Raw genomic sequence first — 15,783 nt, 5'->3', positions numbered from 1 at the left:
ACATGAGGCACCCCTATCGATACAAGTCAAGGTAGAGCTCTCCTTCCCGAATGAGGGTTGGCGTTTTTTCGGCGGCTACTTCTTCCCAAGGCGGGCTCGTCGCAGTTCTGCGACGATGCGTGCCCGCTCGGGGTCTCTGGCCAGCGTGCGATCGTCGACGACGTCCACGATGTGCTTGACCAGCTCCACGACCTGCTTGCGCAGGAGGAAGCCGAGCACGGCGAGGACGACCGTGATGACGCCGGTCAGGATGGTGCCGCCGAAGGCCGTCAGCATGTCCACCGTGGTGTCGGTGATGGGCATGTTGCCTCCTTCGGGTTTGGCCGTGTGGCCAGCCCGCCCGTTGTGGGCGGGGGTCTAGAGCGTCGGAAGCCGACGCGAGCGCCCGGTGGGCGAGTGGTACCCCTATGCGGGAGCGGTCGGCTTGCTGTGTGCTCGCGCGTTGCGGGCATGGAAAAGGCCGGCCCTGACGGGACCGGCCTGTTCGTGGTGCTCGGGTGCTGCGCTGAGGGCAGAGTCGTTCCGAGCGGTTCCAGCCTACGATTCAGGCCGGACATGACGAAAGCCAGTCCGATGGACTGGCTTTTTGCGCGCACTAATGACGCGTGCCACAGCATAGCGGGTTTGGGAACATACCTGCAAGCATGCGGATCGGGCGTGCCGCTCCTGCTCAGGAGCCGGCGTGGGGGCTTCGGCGTTCGACGAGGACGTTGTCGCGCCACTGTCCGGCCCACGGCCCGAACGTCATGAGGCCGATGCGTTCGCGGGTGCCGAGTTCGCGGAACCCGTGGCGGGCGTGGAGGGCTCGGGAGGCGGTGTTCTCGGGGAAGATCCCGGACTGGATGGTCCAGATGCCGGCTGCCTCGGTCGACGCGATCAGTGCGTCGAGGAGCAGGTGTCCGACGCCGCGGCCGCGCGCTGCGGCGGCGACGTAGACGGAGTGCTCGACGACGCCCCGGTACACCGGCCGGGCGGAGGTCGGAGAGACCGCCACCCAGCCGAGGACCTCGTCGCCATCGACGGCGACGAACCGATACTCGGGCAGCTTCCCGTCGTCGAATGCCTCCCAGGTCGGCGGTTCCGCCTCGAACGTCGCGTTCCCGGTGGCAATGCCCTCCCGGTAGATCGCCTCGACAGTTGGCCAGTCGGCGGCGGTCATCGGCCGAATGGAGACCGGGGTGTCGTCGGTCATGGGTGCAGGAGCTCGTCCTGGATGCGAGCGGCGACGGCGTCGCGCATGGGGCGTACGTCGTCGGGGGACCAGGAGTCCGGGTCCGGGAACGACCACTGCAACACCGTCCCGCGGGGCGTCGCGGGAAGGTTCAGGCCGGGCTTCATCAGCACGACGACGTCGGCCTGATCCAGCAGCTCGGGCGTGACCTGCCGTGGGGTGCGGTTGCTGATGTCGAGGCCGAGTTCCGCGACGGTCACGGCGATCGACGGGTTCACCTCGTTGGCGGGGGCGACCCCTGCGGAGGTGGCGGTGTAGCGGTCGTCGGCGGCGAGTTCGAGAAGGGCTGCGCCGAGTTGGGAGCGGCCGGCGTTGTGCTTGCAGATGAACAGCACGGTGGGCTTGTCGGTCATGTGGGGTCCGGTTCAGTTCGTGCAGCAGGAGCTGCTGGCGGGCGGCGCGGCCGGCGCGGGCGCGGCGCAGCACGACGACCCCTCAGCCGCTTCGGTCGTCGCGGGAACACCGCAGGAGGATGAGCCGCCGACATCGGTGGTGCAGACGCCGGTCTCGGGGAGCACGAGCTGCACGTCGCGGGCGGCCTGGTGGTCGCCGGCGAGTTCCGCGGCAATGGAGCGGACCTGCTCGTACCCGGTGAGGAGCAGGAACGTGGGGGCGCGGCCGTAGGACTTCATGCCGGCGATGAAGAAGTTCGGCTCCGGGTGCGCCAGCTCCGCGACACCGTGCGGCGGAACGGAGCCGCAAGAGTGCAGGTTCGGGTCGATCAGCGGCGCGAGCGCCCGCGGTGCTTCGACAATGTCGTCCAGGCCCAAGCGGATCTCGCGGAGCATGTCGAGGTCAGGCCGGAACCCCGTCGCGTTCACCACAACGTCCACGATGACGGTGAACGGCTCCCCGGAGCGGCGGCCGGTGACGGTGACTTGGTCGCCGTCAGGACGGACGTCGTCGATCTCGAACGAGGCAAGCTGGTCGACCTGCCCGGACTCGACGAGCCCGTGCACATTCGAGCCGAGCTGCCCGCGTGCGGCGAGCCCGTCAGCGGCGTCCGCGCCGAGGCGCGCAGTGCCGGCGTTCCGGATCGCCCACAGCAGCGTCGTGCCCGGTTCGTCCTTCGCGAGGGCGGCGAGCTTGATGAGCGTGTTCGCGGCCGAGTGGCCGGCACCGACGACGAGGACCCGCTTCCCGGCGAATCGTGCCCGGTCGACACCGAGCACGTCGGGCAGAGCGTGCGCGATGCGGTCGCCGAGGTCGGCTGTGGGGTCGAGGCCGGCGGCGGTGAGCGGGTTCGGGGACGTGTACGTGCCGGAGGTGTCGACGACGGCGCGGGCGGTGACGTCCTCGACGCCGTCCGCGGTGTGGAGGCGGAGGAGGAATGGGGTGTCGGCGCGGCCGGCGGAGCGGGTGCGGTCCATGCCCTGCCGGGACACCGCTTCGACGCGGACCCCGTACCGGATCACCGGTGCCAGCTCGGGCGTCTGGGCGAGGGGTTCGAGGTACTGGGCGACGAGGTCGTGGCCGGTCGGCAGCGACGACCGGCGCGGCTCAGCCCAACCGGTGGGTTCGAGGAGCCGGCGGGCGGCGTCGTCGATGACGTACCGCCACGGGGAGAACAGCCTGGTGTGCCCCCACGCACGGACGGACGTGCCGACCTGGTCGCCGGCTTCGTAGACGACGACGGGCAGACCCTGCTCGAGCAGGTGCGCGGCCGCGGCGAGCCCGACGGGGCCGGCGCCGATGACGGCGACGGGCAGCCGGGTGAGGCGGTCCGCGTCGGCATGGGGTGGGACGGTGAGGGTGAGCGTCATGGTCATGGTCCTTCCGGTGGTCAGGCGGATGCTTCGGCGGGCAGTAGCTCGGCCAGGAGCGCTTGCACGCGGGTCTTGATCTCGTCGCGGATGGGGCGGACGTCGTCGATGCCCTTCCCGGCGGGGTCGGTGAGGTCCCAGTCCTCGTACCGCTTGCCGGGGAAGATCGGGCACGCGTCGCCGCAGCCCATCGTGATGACCGCGTCGGACTCGCGGACGGCGTCGGTGGTGAGGATCTTCGGCTGGTTTGAGGCGATGTCGATGCCGTCCTCCGCCATCGCTTCGATCGCGACGGGGTTGATCTGGTCCTTCGGCGCGGAGCCTGCAGAGAGGACCTGCACGCGGTCGCCACCGAGGGTCTGGGCGTAGCCGGCGGCCATCTGGGAGCGGCCGGCGTTGTGGACGCAGACGAACAGGATCGTGGGGGTCGCGGTCATGGCGGTGCTTTCGGTAGGCGTGGGCGTGGTCATCGGATGAGGGTGAGCCAGCCGGCGAGGGCTGTCAGGGTGACGGCGAGGACGGGGACGGTCAGGACGATGCCGGTGCGGAAGTACTGTCCCCAGCCGATGTGGATGCCCTTCCGGTCGAGCACGTGCAACCACAGCAGGGTCGCCAGCGACCCGATCGGGGTGATCTTTGGGCCGAGGTCGGAGCCGATGACGTTGGCGTAGATCATCGCCTCGTGGGTGAGCCCGGTCGCGCCGGCTCCGCCGATCGCGAGGGCGGCGATGAGGACGGTCGGCATGTTGTTCATCAGCGACGCGAGGATCGCGATCACGAATCCGACCCCGAGCGCGGTGACGAGGACCCCGTGGTCCCCGAACACGTCGAACAGGCGGGCGAGGTAGTCGGTGAGGCCCTGGTTCTGCAGCCCGTAGACGACGAGGTACATGCCGATCGAGAACAGCACGATCTGCCACGGCGCCTCTCGAATCGTCTTCCACACCGGAATCACCCGCCCCGACCCACCACCGGGGCCACCACTGCCGGCGGTGACGGTGGCGGTGCCGCCGGTGGTGACGAGGACTGGGGACGCCGCCTGGCGGGCGAAGAGGAACGCGGGCTGCCGGGCGGCGACGAGCACGATCACGACCGCGCCGACACCAGCGACCGCGGCGAGGGGAACCCCGAGCGGGTCCGCGGCGAAGTAACCGACCAGCAGCACGGCGAGGACCACCCATCCGGCGCGGAACGTCGCCCGGTCCTTCACCGCGGCGGTGGGCCGGGTGAGGGCGAGGACGTCGTACTGCTTCGGGATGCTCCTGCCGAAATAGGCCAGCAGCATCCCGAGGGACGCCAGCACGGACACGATGCCGACGGGCACCATGACGGCGGCGTACTCGGCGAACCCGAGGCTGAAGTAGTCGGCGGAGACGATGTTGACCAGGTTCGACACCACCAGCGGGAGGCTGCCGGTGTCGGCGATGAACCCGGTGGCGAGGATGAACCCTAGCGCCGCCTTCGCCGGCATGTTCAGCGCGCGGAGCATCCCGACGACGATCGGGGTGAGGATCAGCGCGGCCCCGTCGTTGGCGAACACGGCCGCGATGACCGCGCCGAGGCCGACGATCAGCACGAACAGCAGCCGACCGTTCCCGCGACCCCACCGGGCCACGTGGAGAGCGGCCCACTCGAAGAACCCGGCCTCGTCGAGGATCAACGAGATCAGCACCACCGCGACGAACGTCAGCGTCGCGTTCCAGACGATCCCGACTACCGTCGGCACGTCCCCGAGCCCGACGACCGTGGTCGCGAGAGCGATGACGGCACCGATGAGCGCGGTGTAGCCGATCGGGAAGCCCTTGGGCTGCCAGATCACCACCACGAGCGTCGCGACGAAGATCGCCGCAGCGACGACAGCCAGCACCATCAGACGCTCACCCCGGCTGGCTTCGCTGCCGCGGCGGCGCGCTCCCAGCCCTGCGCGGCGACCTGCACGGCATCCCACGGGGACCCGAGCGGCGGCGTGTAGCTGAGGTCCAAGTCGATGACGTCGTCGACCGACAGGCCGGCGTGCAGGGCGGTGGCGAACGTGTCGATCCGCTTGCTGATCTCCGCGGTGCGTTCCCCGACGATCTGCGCCCCGAGGAGCCGTCCGGACGTGTGGTCGCCGGTGACGCTGATCGTCAACGGCACTGCACCCGGGTAGTACCGCTTGTGGTCGTCCGCGACCGTGACACGGGTCAGCGGCGACACGTCCAGCGGGGCGGTTTCGTGGTGGCGGAGGCCGGTGCGGGCGGCGACGAGGTCGAACACCTTCACCACCTGCGTCCCCACCGAGCCCGCGAAGGTCCGGGACCCGCCGAGCATGTTCTCCCCGGCGACGCGTCCCTGCTTGTGCGCGGTTGTCCCGAGCGGCAGCCAGGTCGTCCCGAGCAGGCGGTGGTGTGTCACGACGCAGTCACCCGCTGCCCACACGTGCGGCACCCCGGTGCGCATCTGCTCGTCGACGACGATCGCGCCGGCCTGCCCGAGCTGCGCACCTGCCGCGACCGCGAGATCCGTCACCGGCCGCACCCCGACACAGACCACCACGAGCGCGAACGTTCCGGCGGCGTCCCCAAACGTGGAGGTAGTCGCGACGCTCCACTGCCCGCCGCCAGCGGGCGTGATTCCGGTGACGGTCGCACCGGTCAGCACCGTCGCACCGTGCCGACGGACCTCCTCGGTGACCAGGGACCCGAGTCCCGGGTCGAGGGTGGAGAGCACTTCCGGGCCGCGCTGGATCAGCGTCGTGTCGAACCCGCGGGCGACGAGCCCCTCGGTCATCTCGAGACCGATGTAGCCGGCGCCGACGACCGCGACGCGGCTGCCGGCAGGCAGGAGCTCCAGGGCGGCGACAACCTGCTCGGCGTCGGTCATCGAGTGCAGCAGGTGGATGCCGGGCTTACCGAACGGGATCCCGGCCGGGCGGACCGGCTCCGCGCCGGTCCCGATCAGCAGCTCGTCGTAGGCGATCTGCTCCTCACCGGCCGGGCCGGTGACGGAGAGCAACTGGCGGTCGACGTCGACGGCGGAAGCCCAGGTGGAGGAGCGGACGGTCATCCCGGCGGCTTCGAGGTCTCCGCGGGTGCGGTGCGCGAGAGACGCTTCCGTAGCGACGTCGCCGGAGACCCAGTAGGGGATGCCGCAGATGGAGAAGTTCGGGAACTCGTCGGCGAGGACCACCGTCACGTCGGTCGACGGGTCCAGCTCACGGGCGCGGAGCGCTGCGGCGATGCCGGCGTCGCTGCCCCCAACGGCAACAAGGTGAGTCATCGGGTCGGTCCTTTAGATCGATCGGAAGTCGAGCAGGAACATCGAAGCACGTCGATATCGATGAACGCAAATATAGACCTGCATCGAAGGGCGTGGGATGATGGTGCGATGACGACGATCGAGCTGCTTCCCATCCAGGACGTCACCGCATGCTGCTCGCCTGTCACGACGGAAGCGATGACGCAGGAGTCCGCCGAAGTCCTCGCGAAGTCGTTGAAGGCGATCGCTGACCCTGCGCGGCTCCGGCTGATCTCGATGGTTGCCGCGCACGAGGGTGCAGAAGCGTGCGTCTGTGACCTGCAGGAACCGCTCGGCCTGTCTCAGCCGACCGTGTCGCACCATCTCAAGGTGCTCGTCGACGCCGGCATCCTGCACCGGGAGAAGCGCGGCACGTGGGCCTACTTCTCCCTCGTCCCCGGCGCCCTCGAATCAGTCGCGGCACTGCTCACCTCACCCACCCGCTGAGATCACCAAACTCACCTCGCGATGAAGCCTCCGCACGGTGAGGATGAAGACATGACCGACGAGCAAGAATCCAACCCAATTGCGGACGCCCGTGCACAGATCCGTTGGATGATGGAGGAGCAACGCAAGCAGCCGAAGGTGTTCACCGAGGTGAAGGACAGAGACCTTGTCACCTTGATGGACCGATTCGCTGGATCGCTTGAGTTCAACTCGATGCTCGTTGCTTCGCAACTGATCGCGGAAGTCAGCCGACGACAACTGTGGGATGCCGTCATCGAGCGGCGCACCGCCATGCTTGCTTTGGGACATCCTGACGAGGACCGAGCGACACTCCGAGATCGTGCGCAGCTGGAGCTGGACCACTTCCGGAACGAGCACTTCCCAGTCGACCCTGACATCTTCGGTGATGACGGAGCAAAAGCAGAGGCAGCTTGGAACGGCTACATCCAATTCTGATCGAACGATCGGAACCCGCGTCCAGCAAAGCGGTAGAGCATGGGACCGTGGCGGCGACCACTCCCAACGAGCCCGACGACGGAGACGGCACGCTGAGTCAGCGACCAGTACGACGTCGCGGGAGGTTCGCGTGGCGACGGTAGTGCTCGAGATCCGCTATCAATGGCCGGCGCATCAGGTCGACCACTCTGCGGTCCGCCGTCACTTCAACGCTCCCCGCCTGACCGTCGCCGGCGAGGAGAACGGGCCAGAGACGTTGCGGTTCCAACCCGATGCGACTCAACGGGCCACTCTGACGTGGGTCCTCGGGGACCGAACCATGTGGACGATTGAGCCACCCGGCGAGACGCTGCCGGAGCCTGCGGAGGCATGGGACGACTGGCAGAAGCAGGCGGACATGGCGCTGTGGATGTTCCGCGGCGATCTCGCCAGCAGAGGTAAACGTCACTCAGTGGTCTACGCCCTACTGACCGGTGAGGTTGTGTTTCACGCAGCGGACGGAAACACCATCATGCGGTACCCCCATGAACCAATCCCGGACGAGACGCCGGAACCCGACGGCTACGTCGCAAGTGAGCTCGGAAAGGCGTGGGCCGACAACTGGGAGTTCGGTTTCGAGCCCTTGTCCGGCGATGAACGCGACTACGTTGGCCTGATTTGGCAGGCAGATGAACATCGATGGCTGGATGCTGGCACGTACAAACCGGTCGACAAAGACGAATACCCGGAGCTAATCAGCTTCGCCGAGCAGGATCTCCAGCGCATCCGCCGCGCTGAAGAGATCGCAGATGAGTGGTACGAGGCGTACCTACTGGTCCTCATCAACCTGTTCCCTGGCGGAGTCAGCATCGAGCATCGACGACGGGCAGTTCGGCACGACGATCTGAGCGCCGGGCTGGCGTAACGCCGAGTAGGGACACACCACTCCTCGCGGGCGCCGAGGTAGCGAGCGGTCACGACGCCACCGCGTGGTCACTCAGGTCTGAGGAAGACCGGCGGGACTGCCAAATAACGTGTCCACCTCCGTATTTCAGGACACGTTGTGTGGCAGTTGGACACGTTCGTTGGCGGACGACAACACTGGCGGCAGTGAGACGCCCGCCGAACCGCGAGAACATCCCGTGCAGCGCCACCGTGATGGTGTCGGAGCCTCTTGACCGGCTCCGCGGCTTCGTAAGCGCCGTCGCTTCCACTGGCACTGGGCTTCGGGAGCCCGACGCCGGGCTGGCGCTGACGAGGCGAAGTACGACGAGCGGTGCAGGGGTCTGCTGGCCGCCGGCCGGTGCTGGCCACTCCGCAGCGCCTGCGCGCCAGCCGATCGGCTCGCTGAAGTGAACTACTGACAAGAAGCCTTGTGTTCAACCGGGGCTAGGATGCCCGCTTCAGCGGGGTCGGACTGTTCCGTGTGCGCCTAGGGGCGGGTTGCACGGCGTTCGCAGTCATGCACTCTTCCTCTTCGGCGTCATTCGCTTCCGCCCGGTGGTCGTGCCCGCGGGCCGATCCCGCCACCGCCCCTTCTCGGTGACCTTCTTCGAGCGCGGTGCCGTGCGGTGGCCAGTGAGGGCGCAGTCGGGGCAGCCGGTCGCGTACTTCGAGGTGTGGTTGTCGGGGCGCACTGAGAACGCACCGTGTTTAGCGCAGATCACGGTGACCTCGGTTCGCGCATCGACGTATTCGACCTGCCCGTAGTCGTACCTGGCGCCGTGCACGGCGACGGCCTTCGCGACGAAGCGGTCGCGTCGGATGTCGACGTTGGCATTGAAGCCGTTGCAGTCGCGGCATCCCTGTCCACGCTGTGTTCCGTACTTCGTCTCACGGACACGGCGGTGCTCGCGCGGAGTCAACCGGAACGCTCCGTGTTCCGGGCAGATGATGGAGACCTTCGTGTCGCCGTTGACGTACTGCCGCTCGACGTGCGTGTAGTCGTATCGGCCTGCATGCAGCGCTGTTGCGGTGGTGATGAAGTCGGCAACGCGTTCTTCACGGGTAGCGGTGCGGTAGTCCAAGGGGTCCTCCAGGAGTCGTTGTCCTGGAGCTATGCCGGCACGCCCGAACCAGCTGGGGAAGTCGGCTAGGAGCGGTCCTTGAAGGCCGTATCGGTCTACTTCTCGGTGACCCTCACGTCAGGGTCCGACCGTCAGGCATAGCCGTGGCATGCCTTCGCTCCCTACCGCCGTTCGAGCGGCGCTCCGCTCACCGAGTTCAACCGAGCACCTCGTCGTGCCGAACCAGGAGACCGTCACGTCCGCGACCGCCCTGGGGCGCCCGATGGGCGCCGCCTTCGGCCGTCCGTTCCCACGTCGAGGTCTCGTCGAGCACTGCTCGCACGTCCAATGTTGGGAACCCGCGCCGCTCATCCTCGGGGACTCAACGCTCGGTGCCCGAAGCTCGAACGCAGACAAGGGGACTCTTGTCGCGCAGCTTCGCCCAGAGCCCCTCCACGCGATGCGGAAGTACCGGAGCCAGTCGGTTCCCGCCGACCGGTGGGCCAACATCGAGCCGTTCGTGCTGGACGCTGTCGCGCTCGTCGCGCCCGCGTGTGCCTTCCTTGCTGAGCGGCTGATGGTTGCGGTGACGCCGTACGTTGACTGGGTCGTCCACGTCAACGGGATGCAGAAGGTCGCGAACGTGTTCCACCCTGTGCTGATCCGCCGGTACATATCCCGCGACGACCTCCACCTCAAGGATAAGACGCTCCGCGACTACCGGTCCTTTCTGCTCCGGATCTCGGAGGTCGTCCTCCCCGACGAGGGTCCGATCGAGTTTGCGCCGTTGAATGGGCAGTCCGTCACTGCCCCGTACACCGACCTCGAACTCAACCTGCTCGAGTCCTGGGCGCGCGGGCAGTCAACGGCACTGAGACGTCGAGGTGCTGGCGCAGTCCTCACCCTGGGAGCAGGTGCTGGGCTTGACCCGTGGGAGATGCAGCACCTCCGGCGCAGCGACGTGCGCGTTGACCGTGACGGAGCGCTCGTCGACGTCCAGGGCGGAAGGCCGAGGTCGGTACCTGTGCTCGAACGATGGGAACAGCTCCTCATCGACTCCCTCGCGGACGTGCCCGACGCCGCGTGGGTGCTTGGCAGGGAGGACAGAAAGACGACCTACAACTTCGTCACGCCGTTCATCAACCACACCGACTTCGGCAACGAACCGAAGCCAGTCCCCACGCGCATGCGCGCTACGTGGATCACCACGCACCTCGCAGGCGGCACGCACGCCGGGGAGCTCATGGCTGCCGGTGGACTGCGCAAGCCCGAGCACTTGATCACGTCCCTGCGGCACATCCCGACGATGGACGCTGCCGAACACCGTCGACGGATCCTCGGCGAAGCCCGCGAAGTTCGGTAACTCCATCAGAGGACACGGAACCGTGCTGCCCGGAGCTGCTGTTCGCGTTCGGGCAGCAGGCGGCCGCGGGCGTGCTGGGCTCGTTGCTGGGCAACCCACCGTCCGATCGTCACCTCGGCAGGGTCGGTCGCGCGACGACGCGGCGGTCGCTGATGATCGACCCAGAACTGCTGGTGCGCGGCGAGCATCGATGACCACTGAGCGTCCCGGGGGTTCCAGGCGAAGCCCGGCACCGCTTCAAGTCGTCGAACCTGGTACGAGCAGTAGCCGCCCGCAGCGCCGACCTGCCGGAAGTACGTGAGGGCGTCAACGAGGGTCTGCTCAGCGGTCGCAGGGCGAGGACGGGTCGAGTCGGCACGGGGCATCCGTCCGTGCTCGTCGACGAAGTCGTCGAGGTCGTGCACTCGGTCGGTCCAGCGTCGTACGAAGGATTCAACCTCGACGGAGTCATCGGTGTCGGCGAGGTAAAACGCCACGCCGCGCCGTTGGTCGAGGGTGAGCGTCAGGGCTGGCTGTGCTGCGTGGTCGGCGTACTCGGCGTGGAGCGTTGCGAGCGCCTCGGTCGGGGTGGGCATGTGGTCCTCTCCGAGGCCGGCGGTCGGCCTCGGAGGGGGTATGCGCGGAACGGGCGTGATCTTGAACGACGCGCGGGTCGCAGACGAGCGGGGTCCGCAAACAGGACCAATACGGCCGCGAAGATCACTACGTTTTCTGAGTCCCCGAAGCAGAGAGCCGCCCGGATCGCATGCACATCGCGAGCGTCACGCGTACGACGCCGACGTCACCGTCACGTGCGCAAACAAGCGGCGACACGCCCGGCATCACGCGTCCGTTCGCATCGGCAGCGGTACCCACCGATCCCTGCGAGCATGCGGATCGGCAGGCAGCGAGATCAGAATCTGGAGCGCTTTCCCACAGCTCATCTCACTGCGCCTGCATAGGCCGGGCATGCCTCGCCAGATCCTTTGCTCGCTGCGTCAGTACATCGCCCCGATGCTGCGCGCCCTCGTGTCGTTCCTCGCACGCGGAGAAACACCGGTGAAGTACGTCCCGACGTTCGCGGACGACCGATGGAGCGTTGTCCGGGACTTCGTAGTCAGCGCAGTGGCCGACGCGGCAGCATGCATCGCTCAGCCCGCCGACCGGCTCATCGTCGTTGCGGCACCGTTCGTCGACTGGGTCGTCAACGTCAACGGATACCCGGCGAAGACCGCCGTCGTGTTCCACCCCGTCATCATCCGGCGGTACATCACCCGGACCGACGTCACCTGGTCGGACACCACACGTCGCACGTACCGGTCCGCTCTGATGCGCATGTCCGAGGTTCTCGTCGGCGAGGTGCCGCTGGAGTTCGCGCCGACGGCTCCGCAGAACACCGCAGCACCGTACGACGACCTCGACCTGCACCTCCTTGAGAGCTGGGCGACGGGCCAGTCGACCGCGGCACGACGGCGCAGCGCCGGCGTCGTCCTCGCGCTCTGCGCTGGAGCGGGGCTCAAAGCGAACGAGCTCCTCCAGGTCCGCCGCCGCGACATCGTCGCTGACGCCGAGGGTGTCCTCGTCACCGTCACGGCGGGAGCCCGGACCGTTCCGCTCCTGGCCCGATTTGAGACGCTCCTGCTCAACTCCATTGCCGAGGTCGAGCCGGAGCACTGGGTATTCGGGTCGCCGAAGCGGGTCAAGCACGGCATCAGTACGCTCACCACGTTCCTCTACGACACCGATCGCGGCAACGAACCAGGTCCCGTCACCACCCGCATGCGGAACACCTGGCTCATCACCCACCTCATCGCCCGCACCGACATGCGCGCTCTCATGACCGCCGCCGGCGTCACGAAGTTCGAACACCTCGACCAACTCGTCGCCCATGTCCCGGCACTGGACACCGACTCCTACCGCAGCCAGCTCCGCGCGGAGGTGGCACGATGACCGCGCCGCTTCCCAAGCACCACGACTACGAAGATGCTGAGCGATTCATGCTCGAGGCCTTCGGTGTGCCCATGGGGAAGTACATGCGCGTCGGCGAAGTGGTTCCACTCGAACTCGCTGTCCACGAGACGGTCCTCCTGTTCAGCCGCGCACCGATTGAAGAACGAGTGATGGAGTGGCGGCGTGAGGAACGTCGCTCGAATCGAGGACGTCGCGCACTCTTCTCAGAAGCAAGCCTTCTGAAGTTGATGTTCGTGACGATGCGAGCTCGACGAAGCGTCAGCATCAAGAAGATGACCGAAGTCGCGATGTCCTTGACTGTTCGGCAACGCGAAGCCATTGGCATCCTTCATTTCTCTCCGCACCAGGCTACGCAGTACCGCCGCCTCTGGGAGGCGATCCAGCGCCTGCGAACCCTCACTGACCGACACCCCGGGAAGCGGGGCGAGCGAATGCTGAAGAAGAACTACGACCTCCTCGTCGCGAGTCGAGAGCGTAAGCAGATGGCCAAACGGCACGCGCGAATGCTCGAGCTCACGAACCTCCTCATCGACGGCTCGGTCAACTTCCTGCCGAGGGACGTCCGCCGACGGTTTAAGGGCGCTGTCGCCATCGACGCCACCTTTGCGGAGGTCTCCGGCAGCCAGAAGGGTGACAAGACAATCGGCCCGAACGATACGGTTTCGGTGAACTTCGACTGCGGGTGGTACACGCGCGATGGCGATCACGACGGGTCCGGAGTCAAGAAGAGCAAGCGCAAGTTTGGGTGGGAGGTCGAGTTCGCGGTCATGACTCGCGACCCTGCTGAAAGCGACTTCACATACCCGCTCCTGTTCCTCGCGACCAGCGGGCACAAGCCGGGCAAGACTCGCGGACACGGGCTGCATCTCTACAACTCGATGCGCTCGCGCGGAATCGACGTCAAGACACTCATCGGCGACCGCGCGTACTTCCCCGGCGCCCGAGTTCAAGACCTCCAAGGGCCGCTCGCGAAAGCTGGCGTCAAGGTCGTTATGGACTACAAGACGACCGAACTCGGCATCCAGGCGTCCTACAACAGCAAAGACGGCCGTCACAAGCTCATCATGGTGGGCGGCAACTGGTACATGGCGTGCATGCCCTCAACCCTCATTTTCCTCGAACAAACCCACCAGGCACGACTTGCCGCCATTGAAGAGTTACCGGAAGAAGCGCAAAGCGCCGCTCGCGCTGAGGCCGAGGCACTCGCGACGAAGCGTCGGAACTCGCGCAGCAAGTACCATCTGAAGCCTCGCAGCAACTTCGACCAGACGGGCGCCCGGCAGTACACCTATCCCACGTTCAAGAGCGATGAGGTCGAGTTCGATCCCGAATCCGGCGAAGTCGTGGAACTCAAAGTGCCCGGGAAGACCGTCAAGGTCCCGGGCAACCTCAGCAATCGCCCGGGTGTGTTGAATCAGCGCCACCTGAAGTACCACCAGGAGTTCGAGTACGGTTCCGACGAGCAGCGTGCCTGGTTCGGCCAGCGCAACAATGTCGAGAACGGCAACTCGCGCCTCAAAGACGCCGATCGCGAAGCCCTCGGAGTGGCTATGAAGCGTCGCGTCCGCGGACCCTGGTTCGTCGAGCTCGCCGCCGCATTCGCAGCTGCAAGCGCAAACCTCGCTCGCATCATCGAGTGGCTGAAGGAGCGACTGAGCCTCGCGCCCATCAACCGCATGAACAACACCAGCCCCGCCCTGTTCGAGGCCGGCCTGAGCACCCTCACCCTCGACGAGCACGACACTCGAAACGGCTTCAACGCAATCGCGCAGCTACCAGAGTTCCAACTACTGGACTGACGAGCCCGCGCCTCCAAACTTCATAGACCCTGAACTCCCCCTCGCCACCTCCGGCAGGGGGTATTCGTCGTTCCTCGAAGCGAACGCAGACCAAGGCACGCGTCGCGGTACGCCCCCCAGCGGTCGTCGGAACAGGACGAGCGACCCTGGGAGCGGAGCTGAGCGCGGTTTTCCACCTCGGCCTGATGTCACGCCCGAATTTTCCGACTGAGATCGCCGAAAACTCCGAACACCCCCGCGCTCCGCCTCCAGGATTCGAACCCGGACCTAACGGCACCAAAGGCCGTCGTGCTGCCGTTACACCAAGGCGGAACACACTCGACGGGGTGGAGCCCACCGGGTGCCCGACCATCCTCCCATGCCGCGGTCGGTGGCCGTGCGCTCCCGGTTCGGCCAAGATGGGGGGATGCCGCAGGAGGACGAGGTCGATCGCATCGTCGCGGCGTGGGGTCGGGAGCGCGACGACCTCGACTTCGCCCCGCTCGAGGTGTTCTCGCGGGTCGACCGGCTGGCGCGACACCTCGACCGGGCACGTCGGGCAGCGTTCGACGCGAGCGGCGTCGAGCCGTGGGAGTTCGACGTCCTCTCGGCACTCCGACGTGCGGGCGAACCGTACGAGCTGAGCCCGAAGACGCTGCTGCAGCAGACCATGGTGTCGAGCGGCACGATGACGAACCGCGTCGATAGGTTGGCGGCACGAGGCCTCGTGAGCCGTCGGACGGACCCGAGGGACGGACGCGGGATCCTCGTGGCGCTGACGGCGTCCGGACGGCGAGCGGTGGACGCGGCGATCGCCGACCTGCTCGACGCTGAGCGCGCGATCCTCGACGAGGTGTCGGGCCCGGAGCAGGCCCAGCTGTCCGGTCTGCTGCGTCGACTCATCCTCGGGCTCGGCGACTGACCGCGACCAGGCGGGGCGGAGCGCCAGCAGGCGGAGCGGAGCGCGGCCAGGCGGGGCGAAGCGCGGCCAGGCGCGACCGAGCGCGACCAGTCGGGCTAGCCTGCGGCCATGCACGCGATCACCCTGGCCGTGGCCGACGTCGAGCGCTCCGCGGAGTTCTACCGCGCCCTGCTCGGCATCGAGGGCAGCGGCGTCATCGGCACCGAGTACCCCCGGACGAAATCGCAGGCGGGCGGCACGACGGCGATGTTCGCCCTCGACGACGGCCTCATCGTGAGCGTCTACGCCCGCGAGGACATGGCCCTCGACTCCGGCGTCGACCTCCCGCACGGTCCGACGTCGACGATCGGGCACTTCGTCGACTCACGGGCCGAGGCGGACGCGTTCCTCGAACGGGCGCGGGCCGCGGGGGCGACGATGCTCGCGGCGCCGTACATGCGTCCGTGGGGCATGTACTCCGGCTTCTTCCAGGACCCGGACGGTCACCTCTGGGAGGTCGTGGCGAACCCGGGCGGCGGCGAGCCGGCGGACGCGTCGCCTGCCGTCTGACGGGACCGCCGCACAACTGACGTCACCGAGAACCACGGATCGGCGTGGTTCGTACGGTCTTCG

General features: G+C 67.4%; 17 protein-coding genes and 1 tRNA gene. 8 read left to right on the top strand and 10 right to left on the bottom strand.

Annotated elements, in window-relative coordinates; all coding sequences use genetic code 11:
* Nucleotides 1–75: 75 nt before the first annotated feature.
* From ABC270_RS04880 to ABC270_RS04850, 7 genes are all read right to left on the bottom strand, one after another.
* Nucleotides 76–303: a hypothetical protein gene (locus ABC270_RS04880; RefSeq protein WP_175325514.1), complete on the bottom strand. Its 228-nt coding sequence runs from the start codon at nucleotides 301–303 to the stop codon at nucleotides 76–78.
* 367 nt (nucleotides 304–670) lie between these two features.
* Nucleotides 671–1,192, bottom strand: coding sequence for a GNAT family N-acetyltransferase (locus tag ABC270_RS04875; protein WP_175325515.1), 522 nt, complete (start codon nucleotides 1,190–1,192; stop codon nucleotides 671–673).
* Nucleotides 1,189–1,584: an arsenate-mycothiol transferase ArsC gene (locus ABC270_RS04870; protein ID WP_175325516.1), complete on the bottom strand. Its 396-nt coding sequence runs from the start codon at nucleotides 1,582–1,584 to the stop codon at nucleotides 1,189–1,191. Before ABC270_RS04870 ends, ABC270_RS04875 begins: the two co-directional genes overlap by 4 nt.
* Before the next feature lie 12 nt (nucleotides 1,585–1,596).
* A complete protein-coding gene (locus ABC270_RS04865) occupies nucleotides 1,597–2,994 on the bottom strand; it encodes an FAD-dependent oxidoreductase (RefSeq protein WP_175325517.1) in 1,398 nt (465 codons plus the stop codon).
* Between the two features lie 20 nt (nucleotides 2,995–3,014).
* The gene (locus ABC270_RS04860) at nucleotides 3,015–3,431 is read right to left on the bottom strand and encodes an arsenate reductase ArsC (protein WP_175325518.1); all 417 of its coding nucleotides are present in this window, start codon (nucleotides 3,429–3,431) and stop codon (nucleotides 3,015–3,017) included.
* A 29-nt stretch (nucleotides 3,432–3,460) separates the two neighbouring features.
* Nucleotides 3,461–4,864, bottom strand: a complete 1,404-nt coding sequence (locus ABC270_RS04855; protein WP_175325519.1) for an arsenic transporter — start codon at nucleotides 4,862–4,864, stop codon at nucleotides 3,461–3,463.
* Entirely contained in the window at nucleotides 4,864–6,252 is a 1,389-nt protein-coding gene (locus ABC270_RS04850; protein WP_412879773.1) for an FAD-dependent oxidoreductase, read from the bottom strand. Before ABC270_RS04850 ends, ABC270_RS04855 begins: the two co-directional genes overlap by 1 nt.
* Nucleotides 6,253–6,360: 108 nt before the next feature.
* On the opposite strand from ABC270_RS04850, the gene ABC270_RS04845 reads away from it, so the two are divergent.
* The 3 genes from ABC270_RS04845 to ABC270_RS04835 all read left to right on the top strand — a co-directional run bounded on the left by ABC270_RS04845 (nucleotide 6,361) and on the right by ABC270_RS04835 (nucleotide 8,077).
* The gene (locus tag ABC270_RS04845) at nucleotides 6,361–6,717 is read left to right on the top strand and encodes an ArsR/SmtB family transcription factor (protein WP_058724395.1); all 357 of its coding nucleotides are present in this window, start codon (nucleotides 6,361–6,363) and stop codon (nucleotides 6,715–6,717) included.
* 51 nt (nucleotides 6,718–6,768) lie between these two features.
* Nucleotides 6,769–7,173 (top strand): hypothetical protein, encoded by a 405-nt coding sequence (locus ABC270_RS04840; protein ID WP_175325521.1) that lies wholly within the window; start codon nucleotides 6,769–6,771, stop codon nucleotides 7,171–7,173.
* A 142-nt stretch (nucleotides 7,174–7,315) separates the two neighbouring features.
* Entirely contained in the window at nucleotides 7,316–8,077 is a 762-nt protein-coding gene (locus ABC270_RS04835) for a hypothetical protein (protein WP_412879772.1), read from the top strand.
* Between the two features lie 535 nt (nucleotides 8,078–8,612).
* Here the strand turns inward: ABC270_RS04835 and ABC270_RS04830 are convergent.
* Nucleotides 8,613–9,179, bottom strand: a complete 567-nt coding sequence (locus ABC270_RS04830) for a DUF723 domain-containing protein (RefSeq protein WP_412879771.1) — start codon at nucleotides 9,177–9,179, stop codon at nucleotides 8,613–8,615.
* Between the two features lie 214 nt (nucleotides 9,180–9,393).
* On the opposite strand from ABC270_RS04830, the gene ABC270_RS04825 reads away from it, so the two are divergent.
* Nucleotides 9,394–10,521 carry a hypothetical protein gene (locus ABC270_RS04825; protein WP_412879770.1) on the top strand — a complete coding sequence of 376 codons (1,128 nt, stop codon included), beginning with the start codon at nucleotides 9,394–9,396 and terminating at the stop codon, nucleotides 10,519–10,521.
* Nucleotides 10,522–10,526: 5 nt separating this feature from the next.
* Here ABC270_RS04825 and ABC270_RS04820 read toward each other — a convergent pair whose 3' ends face one another.
* Nucleotides 10,527–11,096 carry a helicase associated domain-containing protein gene (locus ABC270_RS04820; RefSeq protein WP_412879769.1) on the bottom strand — a complete coding sequence of 190 codons (570 nt, stop codon included), beginning with the start codon at nucleotides 11,094–11,096 and terminating at the stop codon, nucleotides 10,527–10,529.
* Nucleotides 11,097–11,469: 373 nt separating this feature from the next.
* Here ABC270_RS04820 and ABC270_RS04815 point away from each other — a divergent pair, with 373 nt between their 5' ends.
* Complete coding sequence (locus ABC270_RS04815; RefSeq protein ID WP_412879768.1) at nucleotides 11,470–12,450, top strand: hypothetical protein; 981 nt, start codon at nucleotides 11,470–11,472, stop codon at nucleotides 12,448–12,450.
* The gene (locus ABC270_RS04810) at nucleotides 12,447–14,270 is read left to right on the top strand and encodes a hypothetical protein (RefSeq protein ID WP_412879767.1); all 1,824 of its coding nucleotides are present in this window, start codon (nucleotides 12,447–12,449) and stop codon (nucleotides 14,268–14,270) included. Before ABC270_RS04815 ends, ABC270_RS04810 begins: the two co-directional genes overlap by 4 nt.
* Nucleotides 14,271–14,510: 240 nt before the next feature.
* On the opposite strand, the gene ABC270_RS04805 is transcribed toward ABC270_RS04810, so the two are convergent.
* A tRNA-Gln gene (locus ABC270_RS04805) sits at nucleotides 14,511–14,582 on the bottom strand.
* A 94-nt stretch (nucleotides 14,583–14,676) separates the two neighbouring features.
* On the opposite strand from ABC270_RS04805, the gene ABC270_RS04800 reads away from it, so the two are divergent.
* Both ABC270_RS04800 and ABC270_RS04795 read left to right on the top strand, forming a co-directional pair.
* Entirely contained in the window at nucleotides 14,677–15,171 is a 495-nt protein-coding gene (locus ABC270_RS04800; protein ID WP_412879766.1) for a MarR family winged helix-turn-helix transcriptional regulator, read from the top strand.
* A 108-nt stretch (nucleotides 15,172–15,279) separates the two neighbouring features.
* Nucleotides 15,280–15,720, top strand: a complete 441-nt coding sequence (locus ABC270_RS04795) for a VOC family protein (protein ID WP_412879765.1) — start codon at nucleotides 15,280–15,282, stop codon at nucleotides 15,718–15,720.
* The last annotated feature ends 63 nt before the right edge of the window (nucleotides 15,721–15,783 follow it).

It is taken from the genome of Curtobacterium phoenicis, from assembly GCF_047238015.1.
In the GTDB taxonomy this organism is placed as follows: Bacteria; Actinomycetota; Actinomycetes; order Actinomycetales; family Microbacteriaceae; genus Curtobacterium.
Note: the sequence above shows the minus strand (reverse complement) of the source record. Positions and strands in the feature narration are given on the sequence as shown.